The sequence below is a fragment of the Citrobacter sp. XY323 genome (assembly GCF_025106035.1).
Classification (GTDB): domain Bacteria; phylum Pseudomonadota; class Gammaproteobacteria; order Enterobacterales; family Enterobacteriaceae; genus Citrobacter; species Citrobacter braakii.
On the sequence record NZ_JANYUK010000011.1, the window covers coordinates 305734 to 328013 of the forward strand.

The 22280-nt window shown below is 52.1% G+C and carries 19 protein-coding genes; 12 read left to right on the forward strand and 7 right to left on the reverse strand.

The window, feature by feature from the left end:
• The first annotated feature begins 496 nt into the window (after positions 1–496).
• The 3 genes from ydgH to folM all read left to right on the forward strand — a co-directional run bounded on the left by ydgH (position 497) and on the right by folM (position 3826).
• Positions 497–1441, forward strand: a complete 945-nt coding sequence (gene ydgH / locus N0B36_RS15565; RefSeq protein ID WP_016156455.1) for a DUF1471 family protein YdgH — start codon at positions 497–499, stop codon at positions 1439–1441.
• Between the two features lie 243 nt (positions 1442–1684).
• Positions 1685–3067 (forward strand): amino acid permease, encoded by a 1383-nt coding sequence (locus N0B36_RS15570; RefSeq protein WP_259688603.1) that lies wholly within the window; start codon positions 1685–1687, stop codon positions 3065–3067.
• Positions 3068–3103: 36 nt separating this feature from the next.
• On the forward strand, positions 3104–3826 hold the full coding sequence (gene folM, locus N0B36_RS15575; protein ID WP_235116803.1) for a dihydromonapterin reductase: 723 nt from the start codon (positions 3104–3106) through the stop codon (positions 3824–3826).
• Here the strand turns inward: folM and N0B36_RS15580 are convergent.
• On the reverse strand, positions 3823–4158 hold the full coding sequence (locus tag N0B36_RS15580) for a GlpM family protein (RefSeq protein ID WP_016153026.1): 336 nt from the start codon (positions 4156–4158) through the stop codon (positions 3823–3825). The genes folM and N0B36_RS15580 overlap by 4 nt on opposite strands.
• 117 nt (positions 4159–4275) lie before the next feature.
• Between N0B36_RS15580 and rstA the strand changes: the two genes are divergently transcribed.
• A complete protein-coding gene (rstA, locus tag N0B36_RS15585) occupies positions 4276–5019 on the forward strand; it encodes a two-component system response regulator RstA (protein WP_259688604.1) in 744 nt (247 codons plus the stop codon).
• A gap of 148 nt (positions 5020–5167) precedes the next feature.
• Here the strand turns inward: rstA and N0B36_RS15590 are convergent, their stop codons facing one another.
• A complete protein-coding gene (locus N0B36_RS15590; RefSeq protein WP_259688605.1) occupies positions 5168–6196 on the reverse strand; it encodes a HoxN/HupN/NixA family nickel/cobalt transporter in 1029 nt (342 codons plus the stop codon).
• 120 nt (positions 6197–6316) lie between these two features.
• Complete coding sequence (locus N0B36_RS15595) at positions 6317–7156, reverse strand: aminoglycoside phosphotransferase family protein (protein ID WP_259688606.1); 840 nt, start codon at positions 7154–7156, stop codon at positions 6317–6319.
• A gap of 190 nt (positions 7157–7346) precedes the next feature.
• On the opposite strand from N0B36_RS15595, the gene N0B36_RS15600 reads away from it, so the two are divergent.
• Positions 7347–8138, forward strand: coding sequence for an MBL fold metallo-hydrolase (locus tag N0B36_RS15600; RefSeq protein ID WP_259688607.1), 792 nt, complete (start codon positions 7347–7349; stop codon positions 8136–8138).
• A 22-nt stretch (positions 8139–8160) separates the two neighbouring features.
• On the opposite strand, the gene N0B36_RS15605 is transcribed toward N0B36_RS15600, so the two are convergent.
• Positions 8161–8505, reverse strand: coding sequence for a DUF1294 domain-containing protein (locus tag N0B36_RS15605; protein WP_259688608.1), 345 nt, complete (start codon positions 8503–8505; stop codon positions 8161–8163).
• Between the two features lie 65 nt (positions 8506–8570).
• On the opposite strand from N0B36_RS15605, the gene rstB reads away from it, so the two are divergent.
• Both rstB and tus read left to right on the forward strand, forming a co-directional pair.
• The gene (gene rstB / locus N0B36_RS15610) at positions 8571–9872 is read left to right on the forward strand and encodes a two-component system sensor histidine kinase RstB (RefSeq protein WP_259688609.1); all 1302 of its coding nucleotides are present in this window, start codon (positions 8571–8573) and stop codon (positions 9870–9872) included.
• A 73-nt stretch (positions 9873–9945) separates the two neighbouring features.
• On the forward strand, positions 9946–10875 hold the full coding sequence (gene tus, locus N0B36_RS15615) for a DNA replication terminus site-binding protein (RefSeq protein WP_259688610.1): 930 nt from the start codon (positions 9946–9948) through the stop codon (positions 10873–10875).
• Here tus and fumC read toward each other — a convergent pair.
• Together fumC and fumB are read right to left on the reverse strand one after the other, a co-directional pair.
• Positions 10872–12275, reverse strand: a complete 1404-nt coding sequence (gene fumC / locus N0B36_RS15620) for a class II fumarate hydratase (RefSeq protein WP_259688611.1) — start codon at positions 12273–12275, stop codon at positions 10872–10874. The two genes, tus and fumC, sit on opposite strands and share 4 nt — an antisense overlap.
• Positions 12276–12416: 141 nt before the next feature.
• Positions 12417–14063, reverse strand: a complete 1647-nt coding sequence (gene fumB / locus N0B36_RS15625; RefSeq protein ID WP_016153017.1) for a class I fumarate hydratase — start codon at positions 14061–14063, stop codon at positions 12417–12419.
• 262 nt (positions 14064–14325) lie between these two features.
• On the opposite strand from fumB, the gene manA reads away from it, so the two are divergent.
• Both manA and N0B36_RS15635 read left to right on the forward strand, forming a co-directional pair.
• Complete coding sequence (gene manA, locus N0B36_RS15630) at positions 14326–15501, forward strand: mannose-6-phosphate isomerase (RefSeq protein WP_259688612.1); 1176 nt, start codon at positions 14326–14328, stop codon at positions 15499–15501.
• Between the two features lie 106 nt (positions 15502–15607).
• Positions 15608–17116 carry a YdgA family protein gene (locus tag N0B36_RS15635; RefSeq protein WP_029139531.1) on the forward strand — a complete coding sequence of 503 codons (1509 nt, stop codon included), beginning with the start codon at positions 15608–15610 and terminating at the stop codon, positions 17114–17116.
• A 45-nt stretch (positions 17117–17161) separates the two neighbouring features.
• On the opposite strand, the gene N0B36_RS15640 is transcribed toward N0B36_RS15635, so the two are convergent.
• Positions 17162–18190, reverse strand: coding sequence for a Mal regulon transcriptional regulator MalI (locus tag N0B36_RS15640; RefSeq protein ID WP_016153014.1), 1029 nt, complete (start codon positions 18188–18190; stop codon positions 17162–17164).
• A gap of 169 nt (positions 18191–18359) precedes the next feature.
• Between N0B36_RS15640 and malX the strand changes: the two genes are divergently transcribed.
• The 3 genes from malX to add all read left to right on the forward strand — a co-directional run bounded on the left by malX (position 18360) and on the right by add (position 22237).
• The gene (gene malX, locus N0B36_RS15645) at positions 18360–19952 is read left to right on the forward strand and encodes a maltose/glucose-specific PTS transporter subunit IIBC (protein WP_075848264.1); all 1593 of its coding nucleotides are present in this window, start codon (positions 18360–18362) and stop codon (positions 19950–19952) included.
• A gap of 10 nt (positions 19953–19962) precedes the next feature.
• Positions 19963–21135 (forward strand): MalY/PatB family protein, encoded by a 1173-nt coding sequence (locus N0B36_RS15650; protein WP_094169217.1) that lies wholly within the window; start codon positions 19963–19965, stop codon positions 21133–21135.
• A 100-nt stretch (positions 21136–21235) separates the two neighbouring features.
• Complete coding sequence (gene add, locus N0B36_RS15655) at positions 21236–22237, forward strand: adenosine deaminase (RefSeq protein ID WP_259688614.1); 1002 nt, start codon at positions 21236–21238, stop codon at positions 22235–22237.
• The last annotated feature ends 43 nt before the right edge of the window (positions 22238–22280 follow it).

Here is a 22280-nt window from a genome sequence, read left to right on the forward strand (position 1 = left end):
ATGGTTTATCAATGTTCGCACGAGGCATGCGCGCACTCTCGAAAGAGGTCAGTGTTACCCCAATAAAATAAAACAGTAACAAACTCTGTATAACCTACTGAAAATGACGCCTGTGATCTAGCGCCAAAAAACAGTATTTATTATGAAATTCGCGAAATAGAGATGAATCGAACCGCTGGCAGATAAAATACCCTAAAAATAGCCCACAAAGGCCGATAATTCGCTCAAGCGAAGCGGCAAAACATGATTACGTGCCTGCCAAAAACAATTGATTAACATTAAATTAACTTATGAAATTCAACTGCTTTATCAGTTTTGGTCGCCAAACGCCGAAATTTTCGACATATCACAAAATGTTATCTGTGTTGTTACGTCACGTGGCACGATGAGTGAAAATTGACGCAGACACTGACACAATTTAAATGCAATAATCAGCGACGTTTCTAGTCAATAACAATACCAGTACCTGGTTTGCGCAAGGCGAAGGATTATTTTTATGAAGCTTAAGAACACTCTCCTGGCGTCCGCACTTATTTCTGCGACTGCTTTTTCTGTAAATGCAGCGACAGAATTGACGCCGGAGCAAGCGGCTGCCCTGAAACCCTATGACCGCATTGTGGTTACCGGTCGTTTTAATGCTATCGGTGACGCGGTGACCGCCGTATCACGCCGTGCAGATAAAGACGGTGCAGCCTCCTTTTATGTTGTTGATACCTCAGATTTTGGCAGCGGCGGTAACTGGCGCGTTGTAGCCGACATCTATAAAGCCGATGCTGAAAAAGCGGAAGCGTCCAAAAACCGTGTCATTAACGGCGTGATGGAATTACCGAAAGATCAAGCCGTTCTGATAGAACCATTCGATACCGTTACGGTGCAGGGTTTCTACCGCAGCCAGCCTGAAGTGAACGATGCCATCACCAAAGCAGCGAAAGAGAAAGGCGCTTACTCCTTCTACATCGTGCGCCAGGTCGATGCCAACCAGGGTGGTAACCAGCGTATTACCGCATTCATCTATAAGGCTGATGCGAAAAAACGCGTAGTACAAAGCCCTGATGCGATCCCAGCAGATTCAGATGCCGGACGTGCCGCATTAGCCGCCGGTGGCGAAGCCGCGAAGAAAGTTGAGATCCCAGGCGTTGCGACTACCGCGTCTCCGAGCGCTGAAGTCGGACGTTTCTTCGAAACGCAATCCACCAAAGGTGGGCGTTACACTGTCACGCTGCCGGATGGAACCAAAGTTGAAGAACTGAACAAAGCAACCGCCGCTATGATGGTGCCGTTCGACAGCATCAAGTTCACCGGTAACTATGGCAACATGACTGAAATCTCTTACCAGGTTGCCAAACGCGCAGCGAAGAAAGGCGCCAAGTATTATCACATCACCCGCCAGTGGTCTGAACGTGGTAATAACATGACCATCAGCGCTGACCTGTATAAGTAATACTCAGTCCCTTATCAGGTCTACAGCCTTGTAGACCTGATAATTTCCCGCCATCCTCCCCTCGGGCGAAAAAAAACAGCAGTATTAAGACTACTTTTCACACTATTAGTCACAAATCTCTCTATCCCCATTGCATGCGTTCTCTTCTCTCCGTAAAATCCCGCGCCTTAGTGGCTTTCACCATTTTTATGCGGTTTGCCAAAATAATTATTCTCTCACTCTCGTTTTTGTCACTGGATACAAATGGAAAAGAAATTGGGTCTGAGCGCACTCACCGCGCTGGTTTTAAGCTCAATGCTCGGCGCTGGTGTTTTCAGCCTGCCACAAAATATGGCGGCGGTAGCAAGCCCGGCTGCATTACTGATTGGTTGGGCGATTACCGGTGCGGGTATCCTTTTGCTCGCCTTTGCCATGCTGATTCTGACGCGTATCCGTCCTGAACTGGATGGCGGCATATTTACCTATGCACGTGAAGGTTTCGGTGAGCTGATTGGCTTCTGCTCCGCGTGGGGATATTGGCTGTGTGCTGTTATCGCTAACGTTTCGTATCTGGTGATTGTTTTCTCTGCGCTCAGCTTCTTTACCGACACGCCGGAGTTACGTCTGTTTGGCGACGGTAATACCTGGCAGTCGATTGTTGGCGCATCGGTGCTGTTGTGGGTGGTCCATTTTCTGGTGCTGCGTGGTGTGCAAACGGCAGCCAGTATTAACCTGGTGGCGACGCTGGCGAAATTACTGCCGCTTGGTCTGTTTATCGTGCTGGCGTTTATGCTGTTTAAGCTCGACACCTTTACCCTCGATTTTACCGGCGTAGCGTTGGGCGTTCCCGTCTGGGAGCAGGTAAAAAACACCATGCTCATCACCCTGTGGGTTTTCATCGGTGTGGAAGGCGCGGTGGTGGTTTCAGCTCGTGCCAGAAACAAACGCGATGTCGGACGCGCTACGCTGCTGGCGGTACTCGCCGCGCTGGGCGTTTATCTGCTTGTCACCCTGCTGTCTCTGGGCGTTGTCGCACGTCCCGAACTGGCGGAGATCCGCAACCCCTCAATGGCCGGTCTGATGGTGAAAATGATGGGGCCATGGGGTGAAATTATTATTGCCGCAGGCCTGATTGTCTCCGTGTGCGGTGCTTATTTAAGCTGGACGATTATGGCGGCGGAAGTGCCGTTCCTCGCCTCCACGCACAAAGCGTTTCCACGCATTTTTGCGCGGCAGAACGCGCAAGGCGCGCCATCGGCGTCGCTGTGGCTGACCAATATCTGCGTACAGATTTGCCTGGTGCTGATCTGGCTCACAGGTTCCGACTACAATACGTTATTAACCATCGCCTCAGAAATGATTCTGGTGCCCTATTCACTGGTCGGCGCATTTCTGCTGAAAATTGCGACTCGTCCAATTCATAAGGCTGTCGGTATCGGAGCGAGTATTTATGGCATATGGTTATTGTATGCGTCAGGTCCGATGCACCTGCTGCTGTCTGTGGTGCTGTATGCGCCAGGGCTGCTGGTCTTCCTTTATGCCCGTAAAACACACGCGCATGAAAACGTATTAAAACGCCAGGAAATGGCGCTGATCGGCCTGCTGCTTGTTGCTGCTGTTCCGGCGACCTGGATGTTGATGGGGTAACATTGTCCCCATCGTTCGCGACACATGGAGATTACGATGGGTAAAAAGCCCCCTTTGCCAATTCTTATCACCGGAGGAGGTCGACGTATCGGCCTCGCCGTCGCATGGCACTTTATTAATCAAAAACAGCCAGTTATCGTTAGCTACCGCACGCATTATCCGGCTATTGATGACCTGCGAGATGCGGGGGCGCAGTGTATCCAGGCTGATTTTTCCACCGATGAAGGCGTACTGGCCTTTGCGGATGAGGTCAAAGCACAGACGGATGGCCTGCGCGGTATTGTGCATAATGCCAGTGCCTGGCTTGCAGAAAAGCCCGGTGCGCCGTTAACCGAAGTGCTGTCAGCCATGATGCAGATTCACGTCAATACCCCCTACCTGCTCAACCACGCGCTGGAAGGATTGCTGCGCGGGCATGGACACGCGGCCAGCGATATTATCCATTTTACAGATTATGTTGTGGAGCGTGGCAGCGATAAGCACATCGCTTATGCAGCCAGCAAAGCGGCGCTGGACAATATGACCCGCTCGTTCGCGCGCAAACTGGCACCGGAAGTAAAAGTGAACGCGATCGCCCCCTCGCTAATCCTGTTTAACGAGGGTGACGATGCAGAGTATCGTCAGCAGGCATTGAACAAATCACTGATGAAAACAGCGCCGGGTGAAAAAGAGGTCATTGATTTAATTGACTATCTGTTGACCAGCTGTTTTGTCACCGGGCGTAGTTTTGCCCTTGATGGCGGGCGTCATCTGCGTTAGTGCAATTTAATCCAACAAAAAATAAGCAACCATGCGCTCAGGCCCCAGCACACCACTGAACCGCCGAGCGCAACGGGTAAGCGCATAAATCCGGTGAAATACCACAGCGAAACGAGGTAGACAAAATAGGGAATAATCGACCACATGCTGAAGACAATGGTTGTACGCAACGCTTCGATCCCACGTTCACTGGCCACGATATAGTGGGCAATCAACGCAAAGGTCGGGAACAACGGAATTAATCCGGCAATATAGTAGTTCTTTGTTTTTGCCAGCACACCAATTAACACCACCACCAGCGCACCGAGCGCCGCTTTTATAACGAGTCCCATCACCCTGCCTTAACACATCAATAACATCAGCCCCTAGCATAACGGAAGCGTTCTTGTTTAGAAAAGATTAATGGAAGGAAAAACCAGGGCGGTGTATGTTGGCGTTTTATATTCAAAATGAATGATATGAACACCATCGTATTTGTTGAAGATGATCCCGAAGTTGGCTCGCTGATTGCAGCCTATCTGGCCCGGCATGATATTGAGATTATCGTTGAGCCTCGAGGTGATTTGGCCGAGGAGAAAATCCTGCAAGTTCAACCCGATCTGGTGTTATTAGATATCATGCTGCCGGGCAAAGATGGGATGACTATCTGCCGCGATTTGCGTGGACGCTGGCAGGGTCCTATTGTCCTGCTCACCTCGCTGGACAGCGATATGAACCATATTCTGGCGCTGGAAATGGGTGCCTGTGACTATATTCTGAAGACAACGCCGCCAGCAGTGCTGCTTGCTCGCCTGCGTCTGCATCTGCGCCAGAATGAACACTCAGTCCAGTCTAAAGGCATTCAGGCGGCAACCATCACGCCGCACACGACGCTGCGCTTTGGCACACTCACTATCGACCCAACCAATCGTTCCGTACTGCTCGGCGGCGAGCAAGTCTCTCTTTCCACCGCAGATTTTGAATTACTGTGGGAGCTGGCAACCCATGCCGGGCAAATTATGGACCGCGATGCGCTGCTGAAGAACCTGCGCGGCGTAAGTTATGACGGCATGGATCGCAGCGTTGATGTCGCGATTTCCCGGTTACGCAAAAAACTGCTCGATAACGCGACTGAGCCCTATCGAATCAAAACGGTGCGCAACAAAGGTTATCTGTTTGCACCGCACGCCTGGGACGATGAGCCTCAAATGTAATCCCACCGGGTCGACCATTATACGTTACACCGTCACTTATAATATCACCCAGATTTGGGTGATGAAGAAGGTGTGTATCGTCACCGCGAATTAGTCAGCCCTCAAGTAAGATCCAAGCCTTCCCTTTCACGGAAGGCTTTCTTTTGTGTCAACTAAACGTCAGCCCGTCGTATTTTTTCCAACGGTAATTTACTGCAGAAATAATCCAGCAGCCGATAAAGACGCCAATAATCGCAAACCCGACATTCCCCATATGGTCACTCAACTCGCTGACGGTATCCCACAAACCACCCTGAAGCGAAAATGCGTCAGAGAGAAGCCCCAGCGCCTCCAGCCCGCCAATAAAAAGCGCAACAATTACCGAGGTCCCGGTGATGGTCATATTGTAATAGAGCTTACGCTGCGGCTTATTGAATGCCCATCCGTAGGCCTCAACCATCAGGATACTGTCGAGGCAGTCAATCAGCGCCATGCCGCAGGTAAACAGCGCCGGGAACACGAGAATTGACCACACCGACATGCCACTGGACGCGCTTGAAGCAGAAATTCCGAGCAGAGAAATTTCAGTAGCGGTATCAAAACCCAGGCCAAACAAAAAGCCGACAAAATACATATGCCAGTCTTTGCCTACCAGCCGAAACGCCGAGCGGAAAAGCCAGTTCAGCGGGCCTGAAACTGTCATTTCCTCTGTGGTGCCATCGTAAGTACCGGTGCGTTTTAGATGACGAAAAGCCTTCCAGACATGACAGAATATAACGAGATTAATGGTAGCCAGAATCAGCAGAAATACGGCAGAAACCGTGGTACCTATCAGACCGCCGACATTCTGAAACCATGTCATGTGTTGCTTAAACACGCTGGTGGTCAACGCAATGCCAATGCTTGCCAGTACCACAATGGTGGAATGCCCAAGGGAAAACCAGGCTCCCGTCGTCAGGGCGCGTTTTTTCTGCTGCATGAGTTTACGCGTAGCGCTATCTATCGCGGCGATATGATCGGCATCAACAGCATGGCGCAAACCATAGCACCACGCGATCAAACTAAGCGCCAGTAACGACGTGTTGTTGCTAAACGCGGTGAAAGCCCACAGCCACGCCACGATGTTTGCCCCGATGAGTAAGACCATCAACAAAATAATGTTCGGGCGTTTTTTTAATAATGAAAACAATGCGTTCATTGCTCCCAGCCTGTCAAATTTGCGCTAGACAACACACCACACCGCCGTTCAATGATTGATTAATAAAACATTTACCAGGCTAATGATAACTCTAAATAATTACCAACCCAGTGTCGTAGATCAAAATTGATTACCCCCAAAAGCGAGTTCCGCGCTCGCTAACTCTGCGATGCGCAGGGGTATCGTGGCGCAGTCTCCTTCTTGCAGAAACCAGGCAGACGACAACCCACACCAGGCAATAATCCACATCAGCAAACGTTGCCGTTCAATCCTCGCGATTTCAGACACAATCTTTACCCGTTGTGTGAATCTTTCTGGCTCAATGGCGACAGGTTTGGTGGGGTCGGCAAGATCGGGATTAGTAAAAATATTGGCGTAATCAAAGCCACGCTCGCCCACCAGCCCTTTAGGATCGATAGCCAGCCAACCTTTCGTTCCGAAATCAAGAATATTGCCGTGGTGTAAGTCACCGTGCAATACGACTTCATTCTGGGGAGAGGAGAGCAATACGTTTGCCACCTCTGCACAATGCGTCAGGATGCCGCCATGCTTTTTCGCGGCAGGAGCCAGATCGCGAAACCAATAAAGCAGCGGTGTTAACGCAGGCGTTGACGCATTCCGGGGGAGATGGAGTCGACTGGCTGCATGGCAAATAATGCGACAGGCCTGCGCATCATTGCCGGACCAGGACATGTCCGCTAAAGACCCCGCCCCGGTTGCACGTTCTAACAGAATCGCCCCTGCTGCATGAGCAAGCACTTTCGCAGCACCATTCCCGTTCCACCAGACCATTAGTTTGCAGCCGTTTCGTTCACTGTCATCATCGGTGAGTTTGAGTATGGCTTTCTGACCATCTTTGGTCACCACGGGCAAAAGCTGTGATGTGTGCGTCTCAAGCGGTTGGCCATCAGGAGTAAGTCCCCAACGGCTGAGCCAGGTGTTGAACAGACTATTTTCCAAACATTATCCTCATTTTTCGCCGGAAATGACCCTCGACAGGGACGGTGTAGACATTATTCCTGCTTTCTGCTGGTTGGGCCACAACGACCCACGCTCACCATCACTGGCTTATCGTGTAGAGCACTAAAGGGCACACCCTTGCGTATCGGTGTGCCATGCTGACTGTGTTTTTTCAATAGAGGAAGACACGATGATCACGTTATGCAAAGCCTGTGGAACATCCTATGAGGTGGCAGACGCCCTTCCTGAACATTGCGATATCTGCCAGGACGAACGTCAGTATGTTCCCGCGACCGGGCAGGAATGGGTCGATTTTGCCGCACTTTGTGCTTCGCACACAAATAAGTGGCGGCAACATGACTGCGACCTCCTCAGCATCCGCACCGTTCCTGGTTTTGCAATTGATCAACGGGCGTTTATTCTGCGTACTCCGGAAGGCAATATTTTATGGGACTGCATTGCCACACTCGACGACGCCACAAAAATGCTAATAACGTCCCTGGGCGGGCTTAAGGCCATCGCGATTTCGCATCCTCATTACTACACCACCATGCAAGACTGGGCTGACGAATTTAACGCTCCCATTTATCTCCATGCCAACGACCGCAAGTGGGTAATGCGCGACAGCCCGTGGATTAAATTTTGGGATGGCGACACTCTGGAACTAACACGCGACGTCAGTGTGATACGCCTCGGCGGACACTTTGCTGGCGGCTGCGTTCTGCACTGGGCGCGAGATGAAGGCGTGGTGCTTTCCGGCGATATCGTTCAGGTCACCCCTGGGGCGCATGCCGTCTCCTTTATGTGGAGCTACCCCAATATGTTGCCCTTGCCAGCCGCAACGGTCAGCGACATTACCCACCGCCTGAGTACGGTGAAATTTAAGCAACTCTATGGCGCGTTTGAAGGGAAAGACATAACGAAAAATGCCGATGACATCGTGCAGCGCTCAGGTGAAAAGTACGTTTCCTGTCTCAAGTAAGCAGGCTGCCTGTCACTGACGTTCACCAGGATGAAAAGGGATAGAAATGATAGGCCGCTCCGATGACAGACACATTCACTATCACACTGATAATAAAGTAGGTTTTGAATGGCTGTTTTTGTGTTTTATGGCGAAAGAGTTGTTGAGCGGCTATCGCGCCACCCCACCCGCCAACAACGCCAAACAGCAGCAAAGTGGACTCCGGCACTCGGCGCCAGGCCCTGCGCGCTGCCATTTTATCCGCACCGTACATTGCCAACGTCAGTATGTTGGCGAGCAAAAACCATATAACAAAGGGATGCGAGGTGAAAATGCAGCCTAACGCTGCGAAAATGAGTAGTAAATAACAACAGCGATTGAAAATCATATTTTTATATCACAGCAATTTTGAGAGTATCGGTGAGCATTATATTATGTATTCGGTGATTTTTTATGAAGAAGCTGTTTGTACAGTTTTATCTCCTGCTGTTTGTCTGCTTTCTGGTGATGACCCTGCTGGTCGGCCTGGTCTATAAATTCACCGCAGAGCGCGCAGGCAGACAATCCCTCGACGATTTAATGAAAAGCTCGTTATACCTGATGCGCAGCGAGCTTCGCGAGATCCCGCCACGTGACTGGGGTAAAACGCTGAAGGAGATGGATTTGAACCTCTCCTTTGACCTGCGCGTTGAACCGTTAAATAAGTACACGCTGGACGTTCAAACAATGCAACGTTTGCGCGAAGGCGATATCGTGGCGCTTGACGATCAGTACACATTTATTCAACGGATCCCACGCAGCCATTACGTGCTGGCCGTCGGCCCGCTTCCCTATCTCTATTTTCTCCATCAAATGCGCTTGCTGGACATCGCGTTGATGGCGTTTATTGCTATCTCGCTGGCCTTTCCGGTACTTATCTGGATGCGACCGCACTGGCAGGAAATGCTGCGACTGGAAGCTGCTGCACAGCGTTTTGGGGAAGGACATCTGGGCGAACGCCTCCATTTTGACAGCGGTTCCAGCTTTGAGCGATTGGGTATCGCGTTTAACCAGATGGCAGACAATATCAATGCGCTAATCGCCAGTAAGAAACAACTTATCGATGGCATTGCCCATGAGCTTCGTACCCCACTGGTACGCTTACGTTACCGGCTGGAAATGAGTGATAACCTCACCGCGCAGGAATCCCAGGCGCTGAATCGCGATATTGGCCAACTGGAAGGGTTAATCGAAGAATTACTGACCTATGCCCGGCTGGACCGCCCGCAAAATGAACTGAAGCTCAGCGTCCCGGACCTGGCCGTTTGGCTGTCAACCCATCTGGAGGATGTGCAAAGCGTAAATCCTGAGCGTGCGGTGCGCTTACGCCATCTTAATATTGGCGACTACGGCGCGCTGGATATGCGCCTGATGGAGCGCGTACTGGATAATCTACTGAATAACGCCCTGCGCTATTGCCAGTCTACGGTGCAAGCGAGCCTGTTATTGAATGGCAATCAGGCGACGCTGGTTGTGGAAGATGACGGTCCCGGTATTGCTCCAAACGCCCGCGAACAGGTTTTTGAACCGTTTGTACGCCTTGACCCCAGCCGTGACCGGGCGACCGGTGGTTGCGGGCTTGGGCTAGCCATTGTTCACTCGATCGCATCGGCTATGGGCGGTACGGTCGTCTGTGATGAAAGTGAACTCGGCGGTGCCCGCTTTTGTTTCAGTTGGCCCGTCTGGCATAACATTCCTGAAATTTCAGCTGCCTGACCCATTCGGCTCGGTGGTCAAATGGTGGAGGTTGTGCTATAAAAAAGTATGTTGTAACTAAAATGGTAAATCTATGGCCCGTTACGATCTCGTCGACCGCCTGAACGGCACCTTCCGCCAGATTGAGCAAGAGCTGGCGCTTCTGAACGACAATCTTTTGCAGCAGACGCTGCTGATTGCGCGCGTCTTCTCGTTACCGGAAGTGGTCAAAGAGGCAGAGCATGCTCCACTGCAGAACATTGATGTTAAGCAGCATTTAGGTAAAGAGGCTGAAACGCTGGCGCTACGCCACTATCGTCATCTGTTTATCCAGCAACAGTCCGAGAATCGTAGCAGCAAAGCGGCCGTCCGCCTGCCAGGCGTACTGTGTTATCAGGTAGATAACGCAGCTCAGCGCGCTCTGGAAGAGCAAATACAGCGTATTAACCAGCTAAAAACCACCTTCGAGCGCATTGTCACGGTGGAATCAGGGCTGGCACCGGCAGCGCGTTTTGAATGGGTGCATCGCCACCTGCCGGGACTGATTACGCTGAATGCCTATCGTACGCTTACCCTTGTCAGAGAGCCTGCCACCCTGCGATTTGGCTGGGCCAACAAACACATTATTAAAAATCTGAAACGCGATGAAGTACTGCAACAACTGGAAAAAAGCCTGACGTCGCCGCGCAGCGTACATCCCTGGACGCGGGAAGAGTGGCAGGCGAAACTTGAACGGGAATATCAGGATGTCGCCGCCCTGGGCCAGCAGGCGCGCCTGAAGATTAAACGGCCGGTAAAAGTGCAGCCCATCGCCCGCGTCTGGTACAAAGGAGAACAAAAGCAGGTGCAATATGCCTGCCCGACGCCCTTGATCGCGTTGCTCAACAATGAAAACGGCATGACCGTACCAGATATCGGCGAGTTACTGAATTATGATGCCGACAATGTTCAGCATCGTTTTAAACCTCAGGCGCAGCCGTTGAGATTGATTATTCCCCGGCTGCACCTGTACGTTGCGGATTAACTGCCTGGCCGCATACTGCCAACCATCAGTTCCGGGCGTACCCAGCTGTCAAACTCCGCTTCGGTTAGATACCCCAGCGCCAGGGCGGAGGCTTTTAACGTCAGCCCCTCTTTGTGCGCCTTTTTGGCAATTTCAGCGGCTTTATCATAACCGATATGGGTATTGAGCGCGGTCACCAGCATTAGCGACTCGTTGAGCAGTTGATCGATTCGTTCACGATTGGGCTCGATCCCTGTCGCGCAGTGCTCGTTAAAGCTTTCCATACCGTCAGCCAGCAGACGCACCGACTGCAGGAAATTGTGGATGACCATCGGACGGTAAACGTTGAGCTCAAAATTACCTGACGCTCCGCCCATGTTGATGGCGACATCGTTGCCCATTACCTGACAGCAAAGCATGGTGAGCGCTTCACACTGGGTAGGATTGACCTTACCCGGCATAATGGAGCTGCCCGGTTCATTTTCAGGAATCGAAATTTCGCCAATCCCGCAACGCGGACCGGATGCCAGCCAGCGCACATCGTTGGCGATTTTCATCAGCGATGCCGCCAACCCTTTTAGCGCGCCGTGGGCGTGAACCAGCGCATCGCAGGTGGCTAGCGCTTCAAATTTATTCGGTGCGGTAACGAACGGCGCACAGGTAATGTCCCGCAATTCATCCGCGACCCGACGGGCATATTCCGGATGTGTGTTCAGTCCGGTCCCTACCGCGGTTCCCCCCAGCGCCAGTTCCGCCACGTGGGGTAAGCTGTTTTCAATGTGTCTGAGGTTATGTTCAAGCATTGCCACCCAGCCGGAAATCTCCTGGCCAAGCGTAAGCGGGGTTGCATCTTGCAGATGTGTACGACCAATTTTGACGATATCCGCGAAAGCGTGTGATTTATCACTGAGCGTTTTGGTTAAGACATTTAACTGCGGGATCAGTGAGTTACGCAGCGCCAGCAGAGCGGCAACGTGCATTGCGGTCGGGAACACATCATTCGAGCTTTGGCTTTTATTAACATCATCGTTGGGGTGAACTTTCCGTTCCATCCCCCGCACGCCGCCCAGCAACTCGCTGGCCCGGTTTGCCAGCACCTCGTTCATGTTCATATTGCTTTGCGTACCTGACCCGGTTTGCCAGATGGCCAGCGGAAACTCATCGCGGTGTTTATCCGCCAACACCTCAGCTGCGGCCTGCATAATAGCCCTGGCTTTATCCTCCGCCAGCAGCCCGAGATCCAGGTTAACCTTTGCTGCGGCGCGCTTCGTCAGCGCCAGCGCATGGATCAGCGAGACCGGCATTTTCTCCGTAGAGATACGAAAATGCTCCAGCGAACGTTGGGTTTGCGCGCCCCAAAGCTTATCGGCTGGAACATCAATCGCCCCCATTGAATCATTCTCGCGGCGTACCGTTACCATTACCTGCTCCTTACATTAACAATTGATTAGGTTATGTTTCGACATTGCCCATTTGCATTGGTCTTATGAGTATTAACGAGGATTAATCTGTCGTTTGGTGGTTCGTGCGGTAAAAAAAACCGCCCCGAAGGGCGGCTGACGTTACTTAACGCAGCGTGCGCACTGCGACGTCTGAATCTGCTTGAAGAAATCGTTGCCTTTGTCATCCACCAGGATAAACGCCGGGAAATCTTCCACTTCAATTTTCCAGATGGCTTCCATCCCCAGTTCAGGGTATTCCACACACTCCAGACTCTTGATACTGCCCTGGGCCAGCACCGCTGCCGGGCCGCCGATACTGCCTAAGTAGAAGCCGCCATGCTTATGACAGGCATCGGTCACCTGCTGGCTGCGGTTGCCTTTCGCCAGCATGATCATGCTGCCACCTGCGGACTGAAGCTGGTCAACATACGAATCCATACGCCCTGCCGTGGTTGGTCCAAGCGAACCAGATGCATAGCCTTCCGGCGTTTTTGCCGGGCCAGCGTAATAGATCGGATGATCTTTAACATACTGCGGCAAACTTTCGCCGTTATCCAGCCGTTCTTTCAGTTTCGCATGCGCAATATCACGACCAACGATAATGGTGCCGTTAAGCGACAGACGTGTAGAAACCGGGTACTGCGACAACTGAGCCAGGATCTCTTTCATCGGACGATTGAGGTCAACGCGTACCGCTTCGCCTTCTCCCGCCTGGCGCAACTCTTCTGGTATATATTTGCCAGGATTATGCTCCAGTTTTTCGATCCAGATACCTTCTCGGTTGATCTTAGCTTTGATATTTCGATCGGCTGAGCAAGAAACGCCCATACCAACCGGACACGACGCACCGTGACGCGGCAGGCGGATCACGCGGATATCATGAGCGAAGTACTTCCCGCCGAACTGCGCGCCCAGCCCCAAATTCTGTGCCTCAATCAGCAGCTCTTTTTCCAGCTCCACATCGCGGAATGCCTGACCATGTTCGTTACCTTCAGTCGGCAGCTCATCGTAATATTTAGCCGACGCCAGTTTCACCGTTTTCAGCGTGGCTTCCGCTGACGTTCCACCGATCACGAACGCAATGTGATACGGCGGACAGGCCGCAGTTCCCAGCGTTCGCATCTTCTCAACCAGGTAATTTTTTAATTTGCCCGGCGTGAGCAGCGCTTTGGTTTCCTGGTACAGATAGGTTTTGTTCGCCGAACCACCGCCTTTGGCAATACACAGGAATTTGTATTCATCGCCATCGACGGTATACAAATCTATCTGTGCCGGCAGGTTGGTACCGGTGTTCACCTCTTTATACATATCCAGCGCGGCGTTTTGTGAATAGCGCAGGTTATCTTCGATGTAGGTGTTATACACACCGCGCGCCAGCGCAGCTTCATCACCGCCGCCGGTCCAGACGCGCTGACCTTTTTTACCCACGATAATCGCGGTGCCGGTGTCCTGACAGGTCGGCAAAATACCTTTTGCCGCAATATCAGAATTCCGCAGGAATTGCAGGGCCACATATTTGTCGTTTTCGCTGGCCTCCGGGTCACGCAGAATGTCGGCCACCTGCTGCTGATGCGCAGGACGCAGCATAAACGATGCATCATGGAAGGCCTGACGAGCCAGCAGCGTTAAGGCTTGCGGCGCGACTTTAACGATCTCCTGCCCTTCAAATTCGGCAACGGAGACATGGTCGCTGGTCAGCAGATAGTATTCGGTATCATCCTTTTTGAGGGGGAAAGGATGCTGATAATGAAAGGGTTTGTTTGACATTGTGCTCTCACTTACTGCTCGGTCTGGTTATTCTCTGGGCAGATGTTCCATTGCCCTGCTTCCCTGCCGCAGGTCGGGTTGTAGAAGGAAAGGCTTTCTGCAACCGGAATTACTCAGGGTATTAAAAGCGAGTCACCATATCCTACACAATTTTTTAACAAAAACTGAGACAAGTACGACTTTTTACATGTGCAGGTTACTTCGCTCAGGGTTTCTTGGTTTAATAGCCGTAGAAAATTCCACATTGAAACAGGGCTTGAGAATGCAAAAACTCATCAACTCAGTGCAGAACTACGCCTGGGGAAGTAAAACTGCGTTAACGGAACTTTATTGGATTGCCAACCCCACTCAGCAACCGATGGCTGAGCTGTGGATGGGCGCGCATCCGAAAAGCAGTTCGCAGGTTCAGAACGCTGACGGCCAGACGGTCGCTCTGCGTGATGTCATCGAACACGATAAATCCGCACTGTTAGGCGATGCCGTTGCGAAACGCTTTGGTGAACTGCCTTTCCTGTTTAAAGTGCTGTGCGCCGCGCAACCTCTTTCTATTCAGGTTCATCCTAACAAGCACAACTCTGAAATCGGATTTGCCAAAGAAAACGCGGCGGGGATCCCGATGGATGCCGCCGAGCGCAATTACAAAGATCCTAACCACAAACCGGAACTGGTTTTTGCTTTGACACCGTTCCTGGCGATGAATGCATTCCGCGAGTTCTCTGACATTGTCGCATTGTTACAACCGGTGTCCGCCGCGCATCCGGCTATTGCGCATTTCCTGCAGGAACCGAGCGCGGAACGTCTGAGCTATCTTTTCGCCAGCTTGCTGAATATGCAGGATGAGGAGAAATCCCATGCGCTGGCGATCCTGAAATCGGCGCTGAACAGCCAGCAGGGTGAACCGTGGCAAACCATTCGCCTGATCGCCGATTTCTATCCGAATGACAGCGGGCTCTTCTCCCCGCTGCTGCTCAATGTGGTGAAACTCAATCCTGGCGAAGCGATGTTCTTATTTGCCGAAACCCCACACGCCTACCTGCAAGGTGTGGCGCTGGAGGTAATGGCTAACTCGGACAACGTGCTGCGCGCCGGACTGACGCCAAAATACATTGATATCCCGGAGCTGGTCGCCAACGTTAAGTTTGTCGCTAAGCCAGCCAATCAACTGCTGACCACGCCAGTTAAGACTGACAGCGAACTGGATTTCCCCATTCCGGTCGACGATTTCGCGTTCTCCTTGCATGAACTGACCGCCAATGGCGCAGATATCAGCCAGCAAAGTGCGGCCATTTTGTTCTGCATCGAAGGTGAAGCTGTGCTGAGCAAGGGCGAGCAGCGTCTGGTGCTGCAGCCGGGTGAGTCGGCCTTTATTAGCGCGAATGAATCGCCGGTAAACGTCAGCGGCACGGGCCGTTTAGCTCGGGTTTATAACAAGCTGTAGCAAGATACTGATATTTTTAACAACTCTTGCTAAGCTGTAGTGAGTTAAAGACATGTCACTCCTCCAGGCGTCTTCAAACGCCTGGTTTTATTTTATGGATATCAAAATGAAAAAATCGCTGGTAGCTGCGGGTGTGGTGGTTGCACTGGGTATCGTCTGGACGGGCGGCGCCTGGTACACAGGAAAGAAACTCGAAACGCATCTCGCCGAGATGGTGACGCAGGCAAACGATCAGTTAAAACGCTACTCCCCAGAGGCGGGCATTGAACTGAGTTATCAAAACTACCAGCGCGGCGTGTTCAATAGCCAACTGCAGTTGGTGGTGAAACCTGTCGCCGGTCAGGCAGATTCCTGGCTGAAACCGGGGCAAAGCATCGTCCTGAATGAAACCGTGGATCACGGTCCTTTCCCGCTGGCTCAGCTGAAATCACTGAATCTTGTTCCGGCAATGGCCTCCGTGAAAACGACGCTGGTCAATAACGACGTGACGAAGCCGCTGTTTGATATTGCCAAAGGTGAGACGCCATTCATCATTAATTCACGTATTGGCTACAGTGGGGATACCCGTTCCGATCTCTCCCTCAAACCGCTGAACTACGAGAAAGGCGACGAAAAAGTGGCCTTTAGCGGCGGGGAGTTCCAGTTTACGGCAGATAAGGATGGTAATGCGGTGTCGCTGACTGGCGAGGCGCAAAGTGGCCTGGTTAATGCCGTCAATGAGTATGATCAGAAAGTACAAGTTACTTTCAATAACCTGAAAACTGAAGGTTCCAGCAGTATTGCAAGCTTTGGTGAGCGCATCGGCGATCAGAAATTGTCCCTCGAAAAACTGTCGATTTCAGTCGAGGGCAAAGAGCTGGCGGTGCTGGAAGGCATGGGTATCGATGGCAAATCCGATCTGATTAACGATGGCAAAACCGTCAACAGCCAGTTGGATTACACCCTGAACAGCCTGAAATTGCAGGGCCAGGATATGGGGAGCGGTAAGCTGACGTTAAAAGTTGGCCAGATTGACGGTGAAGCGCTGCACCAGTTCAGCCAGCAGTACAGCGCCCAAACCAAAGCGCTGATGGCGCAGATTGATGTGGTGCAAAATCCTGAGCTTTATCAGCAGAAAGTCACCGAAGCCTTCTTTAATGCGCTACCGATTCTGATGAAAGGCGAACCGGTTGTCACCATTGCTCCACTGAGCTGGAAGAATGCAAAAGGTGAAACCACATTTAATCTGTCACTGCTGCTAAAAGATCCGACCGCAAACACGGTGGAGCCGCAAACGCTGGCCCAGGAAGTGGATCGTTCCGTCAAATCGCTGGATGCGAAACTGACCATCCCTGTCGATATGGCGACTGAGTTCATGACGCAAATTGCCAAACTGGAAGGATATCAGCAGGAAGAAGCGGCTGGTCTGGCGAAGCAACAGGTTAATGGCCTGGCGGCGATGGGTCAGATGTTCCGCATTACGACTTTGCAGGACAACGTTATCGGCACCAGCCTGCAATACGCAAACGGCCAGGTGACGCTGAACGGACAAAAAATGCCGCTGGATGAGTTTGTTGGTATGTTCGGTATGCCTTCTCTTACACAGCCGGATGCCCCTGCCATCCCGCAACAATAATCACTCGTCAGTGACAGGCCCGATAATAGTGTTTATCGGGCTTTTTTATTTCGCCGCCACCAGACGAGCGGAAAGCGTCAGATTGCGTGAATGACCTTCATCGTGGGCAATGCGCTGTAGCATACGTTCAGCAAGGGTGTATCCCATTTCACGCGCAGGCGAACAGGCCCAGGTAATCGGGATATCGTCCAACGCGTTTTCCGCCACATCAGCGAATCCGGCCAACGATATTTGCTGTTCGAAATAGCGATCGACACCAATTTCACCACTCTGACGTCCTGCTCTCATCAGGCCAAACCAAGCGCCTATGGCGATTATTTCGTTGTAGCACACCACCGCGCTGATCGTGGGATTGCGGCGTAACAGCGCCGTTACCTCTTCTGCGGCCTGCTTCTGGCTGGATGAGCACTCCAACACCCAGTCGCTATGAAACGGTAAACCATATTTTAGTAACGTTGCACAATAACCGCCGACGCGCTCTGCGCGAGTCAATGAAGAACTCTGCCCGCCCAGCCAGGCAATACGCTGGTGTCCGTGGCGGATAAGATGTTCAACCAGTAACTGTGCAGCCTGCATGTTATCGGGCCTGACGGTGTCTGCGTCATCCATGTAGCTGGCGCGTGATGCAAATACCACCGGGATCCCTTTATCAGCGGCCAACTGTTGCAGTGCATCACTGCTACCGGCGGCCCCGGCAATGACCACGCCATCCACCCCCTGGTTGAGTAACATCGCGAAACGCTGCGCCAGCTGCTCCCCATCTTTACCGCCGTGCAGTAAGAAGACCATGCGCCCCTGCGCTTCTAACGCTTCCGTCAGACCCGCCGTCAGCTCGGCGTAAAACGGCGTTGAGAGATCGCGTACAATCAAACCAACTACTCCGCTCTGCCCGCCGCGCAGCGCTGATGCCTGGCGGTTACGCACAAACCCCAGTTGCTCAATAGCAGCATTCACCCGCTCCCCGGTCGCTGATGAAATTCGCCCTTTTCCACTGAGCACCAATGAGACGGTGCTGACCGAAACCCCTGCAGCCAGCGCAACATCATGGATGGTTATTTTTTTGGCTATAGCCATAAAAACAGAAAACTCCCTGATAACGTGACGGATAAAACGTTTTATCAATCACTTATATTTATACCCCCTATTATCGTTCGATAATGTGATTTATACCGCACTAAAATTAGGTAAAACGTTTTATCTTCTCGCCATCATTAGTCAGCTAGCCTTTACAAGGAGTCGTTTGATGACGGCGAGAACCACACCAAAAATAACGTTATGGGAATTTTTCCAGCAGTTGGGCAAAACCTTTATGCTGCCTGTAGCGCTGCTTTCATTTTGCGGGATCATGTTGGGGATCGGCAGCTCGTTGAGCAGCCATGATGTCTTAACGCTGATCCCGGCGTTGGGGAATCCGCTGCTGCAGGCCATCTTTACCTGGATGAGTAAAGTTGGCTCATTTGCGTTTAGCTTCCTGCCAGTCATGTTCTGTATTGCCATTCCTCTGGGCCTGGCGCGCGAGAACAAAGGCGTTGCGGCGTTTGCCGGTTTTGTTGGTTATGCGGTCATGAACCTCGCCGTCAATTTCTGGTTAACCGCCAAAGGTATCTTACCCACCACAGATGCGGCGATCCTGAAAGCCAACAACGTGCAAAACATTCTGGGGATCCAGTCGATCGACACCGGGATCCTCGGTGCCGTTATTGCCGGGATCATTGTCTGGATGCTGCATGAACGCTTCCACAACATTCGTCTGCCGGATGCGCTGGCGTTTTTCGGTGGTACGCGCTTTGTGCCTATCATCTCCTCGGTGGTGATGGGATTGGTCGGGCTGGTCATTCCCCTGATTTGGCCGGTTTTCGCCATGGGCATTACCGGACTCGGTCACATCATCAATAGCGCGGGGGAATTTGGTCCTATGCTGTTTGGTACCGGTGAACGTCTGTTGCTGCCTTTTGGCCTGCACCATATTCTGGTGGCACTCATTCGCTTCACCGAAGCTGGCGGCACACAGGAAGTCTGCGGCCATAGCGTGAGCGGCGCACTGACTATTTTCCAGGCTCAACTGAGCTGCCCGACAACGCAAGGTTTCTCTGAAAGCGCAACACGCTTCCTGTCCCAGGGTAAAATGCCGGCGTTCCTCGGCGGTTTACCGGGTGCGGCATTAGCCATGTACCACTGCGCACGCCCTGAAAATCGTCATAAAATTAAAGGGTTATTAATTTCTGGTCTGATTGCCTGTGTCATCGGCGGTACAACCGAACCACTTGAGTTCTTATTCCTGTTCGTCGCTCCGGTTCTGTATGTAATCCACGCCCTGCTAACCGGTCTTGGCTTCACCGTGATGGCGGTGCTTGGCGTCACTATCGGTAACACTGACGGTAACCTGATTGACTTCGTGGTGTTCGGCATCCTGCACGGATTGTCCACCAAGTGGTACCTGGTCCCTGTTGTCGCGGCTATCTGGTTTGCGGTGTACTACGTGATCTTCCGCTTCGCCATCACGCGCTTCAATTTGAAGACGCCGGGCCGTGAAGTCGAAATTGCCAGCAATATCGAAAAAGTAATGGCCGGAGCGCCGGGTAAATCAGGTTACAACGTCCCTGCTATTCTGGCGGCGCTGGGCGGCGCGGAAAACATTGTCAGCCTGGATAATTGCATCACCCGTCTGCGCTTGTCGGTGAAAGATATGTCGCTTGTTAACGTACAGGCTCTGAAGGACAATCGTGCCATTGGCGTAGTACAACTCAATCAGCATAACCTTCAGGTCGTTATCGGTCCGCAGGTCCAGTCAGTGAAAGACGAGATCGCGGTTCTGATGAACACCGTACAGGCTTAAGGATAACAATATGTTTGATTTTTCAAAGGTTGTGGACAGGCACGGTACCTGGTGTACTCAGTGGGATTACGTTGCCGACCGTTTTGGTTCAGCCGACCTGCTGCCATTCACCATCTCCGATATGGATTTTGCCACCGCACCTTGCATTCTGGAGGCGCTGACTCAGCGCCTGTCACATGGCGTGTTGGGTTACAGCCGCTGGAAAAACGATGAGTTTCTGGCGGCGATAAGCCACTGGTTTCTTTCGCGACATAACACCCAAATAGATCCTCAGTCGCTGGTATATGGCCCCTCGGTCATCTATATGGTGTCGGAGTTGATCCGCCAGTGGTCATCCGTGGGCGATGCGGTGGTTATTCATACTCCGGCGTACGATGCGTTTTACAAAGCGATTGAAGGTAATCAGCGCCAGGTGTGCGCAGTCGGACTAGAAAAACGCGCCGACGGCTGGTTTTGCGACATGGTTGCGCTGGAGAAAGCCCTGTCTCGACCTGAAAGCAAAATTCTTCTGCTTTGCAGCCCACAAAACCCAACGGGCAAAGTGTGGACGCGCGACGAGCTGGAAGCCATGGCGGAACTGTGTCAGCGCCATGGTGTAAAAGTTATCTCCGATGAGATTCATATGGATATGGTATGGTCAGACCGGCCGCACATCCCGTGGAGTAACGTCGCGCGTGGCAGTTGGGCACTGCTCACTTCCGGCTCAAAGAGTTTTAATATTCCGGCACTAACCGGGGCTTACGGACTCATTGAAGATGCTCAAAGCCGCAACGATTACCTCAGCGCGTTAAAAGGCCGCGATGGTCTTTCCTCGCCTGCGGTGCTGGCGCTTAGCGCACATATTGCCGCTTATCAACAGGGTGCAAGCTGGCTTGATGCGCTGCGCGATTATCTTGCCAGCAATCTGCATTACGTTGCGCGTGAGCTTAATGCCGCATTCCCCGAACTCAACTGGCAGATTCCGCAATCCACCTATCTGGCATGGATTGACCTGCGTCCGCTCAATATTGATGACCATGCCTTGCAGGATGTTCTCATCCACCAGCAGAAAGTCGCTATCATGCCGGGATATACCTACGGAGAAGAAGGTCGCGGTTTTGTACGCCTCAATGCCGGATGCCCAAGATCCAAGCTTGAAAAAGGCGTTCAGGGGCTGATTAACGCCATCCGTTCTGTACGCTAATTAAGTTTGCGCAATGAAATTATTCATTGCGCAACATAGCTTTTTATCCCGATTTTTTCATATAATACGACGCACTTTACCTAAATACACGAGTGCGACCATGATTGATACTTCCCTCCCCCTGACCGACGTCCATCGCCACCTTGATGGTAACATCCGTGCCCAAACGATCCTGGAACTGGGTCGTCAGTTCAATTTAACGCTTCCGGCACAAACGCTGGAGACGCTGATCCCTCATGTGCAAGTCACATCAACTGAGCCGGATTTAGTGAGCTTTTTATCCAAGCTCGACTGGGGCGTGAAGGTACTGGCCTCGCTGGATGCGTGTCGCCGCGTGGCATTTGAGAATATTGAGGATGCAGCACGTAACGGCCTGCACTATGTAGAATTACGTTTTTCACCCGGCTATATGGCGATGGCGCATCAGCTCCCGGTTGCGGGCGTGGTTGAAGCCGTCATTGCCGGCGTACGCGAGGGCTGCAAGACCTTTGGCGTCGAAGCTCGCTTAATTGGCATTATGAGCCGTACCTTCGGCGAAGCCGCCTGCCTGCAGGAACTGGATGCGCTGTTAGCCCACCGTGACCATATTACGGCACTGGATCTGGCTGGTGACGAATTGGGTTTCCCGGGCAGTCTATTCCTGTCGCATTTCAATCAGGCGCGCGACGCCGGCTGGCGTATTACCGTACATGCGGGCGAAGCCGCGGGACCAGAAAGTATCTGGCAGGCTATTAAAGAGCTGGGCGCAGAACGTATTGGTCACGGCGTAAAAGCCGTTGAAGACCGTGCGTTGATGGATTACCTCACCGAACACCGTATCGGCATCGAATCCTGCCTGACATCGAACATTCAGACCAGCACCGTCGCCTCTCTGGCAACCCACCCGCTGAAAACATTCCTTGAGCATGGCGTTTTAGCCAGCTTGAATACGGACGATCCGGCGGTACAGGGTGTGGATATTATTCACGAGTACACCATTGCCGCGCCAGCAGCAGGACTCACGCGCGAACAGATCCGTCAGGCGCAAATCAACGGCCTGGAAATGGCATTTCTGAGTATCGAAGAAAAACGTGCCCTGCGCGAGAAAGTCGCCGCAGCGTGACGGTTAAAGTGCCGGATGAGATGCTGAGCATCACCATCCGGCA

Coding starts and splice junctions, on each gene's coding strand:
- ydgH (WP_016156455.1), top strand. CDS start 497: ATGAAGCTTAAGAACACTCTCCTGGCGTCCGCACTTATTTCTGCGACT.
- N0B36_RS15570 (WP_259688603.1), top strand. CDS start 1,685: ATGGAAAAGAAATTGGGTCTGAGCGCACTCACCGCGCTGGTTTTAAGC.
- folM (WP_235116803.1), top strand. CDS start 3,104: ATGGGTAAAAAGCCCCCTTTGCCAATTCTTATCACCGGAGGAGGTCGA.
- N0B36_RS15580 (WP_016153026.1), bottom strand. CDS start 4,158: ATGGGACTCGTTATAAAAGCGGCGCTCGGTGCGCTGGTGGTGGTGTTA.
- rstA (WP_259688604.1), top strand. CDS start 4,276: ATGAATGATATGAACACCATCGTATTTGTTGAAGATGATCCCGAAGTT.
- N0B36_RS15590 (WP_259688605.1), bottom strand. CDS start 6,196: ATGAACGCATTGTTTTCATTATTAAAAAAACGCCCGAACATTATTTTG.
- N0B36_RS15600 (WP_259688607.1), top strand. CDS start 7,347: ATGATCACGTTATGCAAAGCCTGTGGAACATCCTATGAGGTGGCAGAC.
- N0B36_RS15605 (WP_259688608.1), bottom strand. CDS start 8,505: ATGATTTTCAATCGCTGTTGTTATTTACTACTCATTTTCGCAGCGTTA.
- rstB (WP_259688609.1), top strand. CDS start 8,571: ATGAAGAAGCTGTTTGTACAGTTTTATCTCCTGCTGTTTGTCTGCTTT.
- tus (WP_259688610.1), top strand. CDS start 9,946: ATGGCCCGTTACGATCTCGTCGACCGCCTGAACGGCACCTTCCGCCAG.
- fumC (WP_259688611.1), bottom strand. CDS start 12,275: ATGGTAACGGTACGCCGCGAGAATGATTCAATGGGGGCGATTGATGTT.
- fumB (WP_016153017.1), bottom strand. CDS start 14,063: ATGTCAAACAAACCCTTTCATTATCAGCATCCTTTCCCCCTCAAAAAG.
- manA (WP_259688612.1), top strand. CDS start 14,326: ATGCAAAAACTCATCAACTCAGTGCAGAACTACGCCTGGGGAAGTAAA.
- N0B36_RS15635 (WP_029139531.1), top strand. CDS start 15,608: ATGAAAAAATCGCTGGTAGCTGCGGGTGTGGTGGTTGCACTGGGTATC.
- N0B36_RS15640 (WP_016153014.1), bottom strand. CDS start 18,190: ATGGCTATAGCCAAAAAAATAACCATCCATGATGTTGCGCTGGCTGCA.
- malX (WP_075848264.1), top strand. CDS start 18,360: ATGACGGCGAGAACCACACCAAAAATAACGTTATGGGAATTTTTCCAG.
- N0B36_RS15650 (WP_094169217.1), top strand. CDS start 19,963: ATGTTTGATTTTTCAAAGGTTGTGGACAGGCACGGTACCTGGTGTACT.
- add (WP_259688614.1), top strand. CDS start 21,236: ATGATTGATACTTCCCTCCCCCTGACCGACGTCCATCGCCACCTTGAT.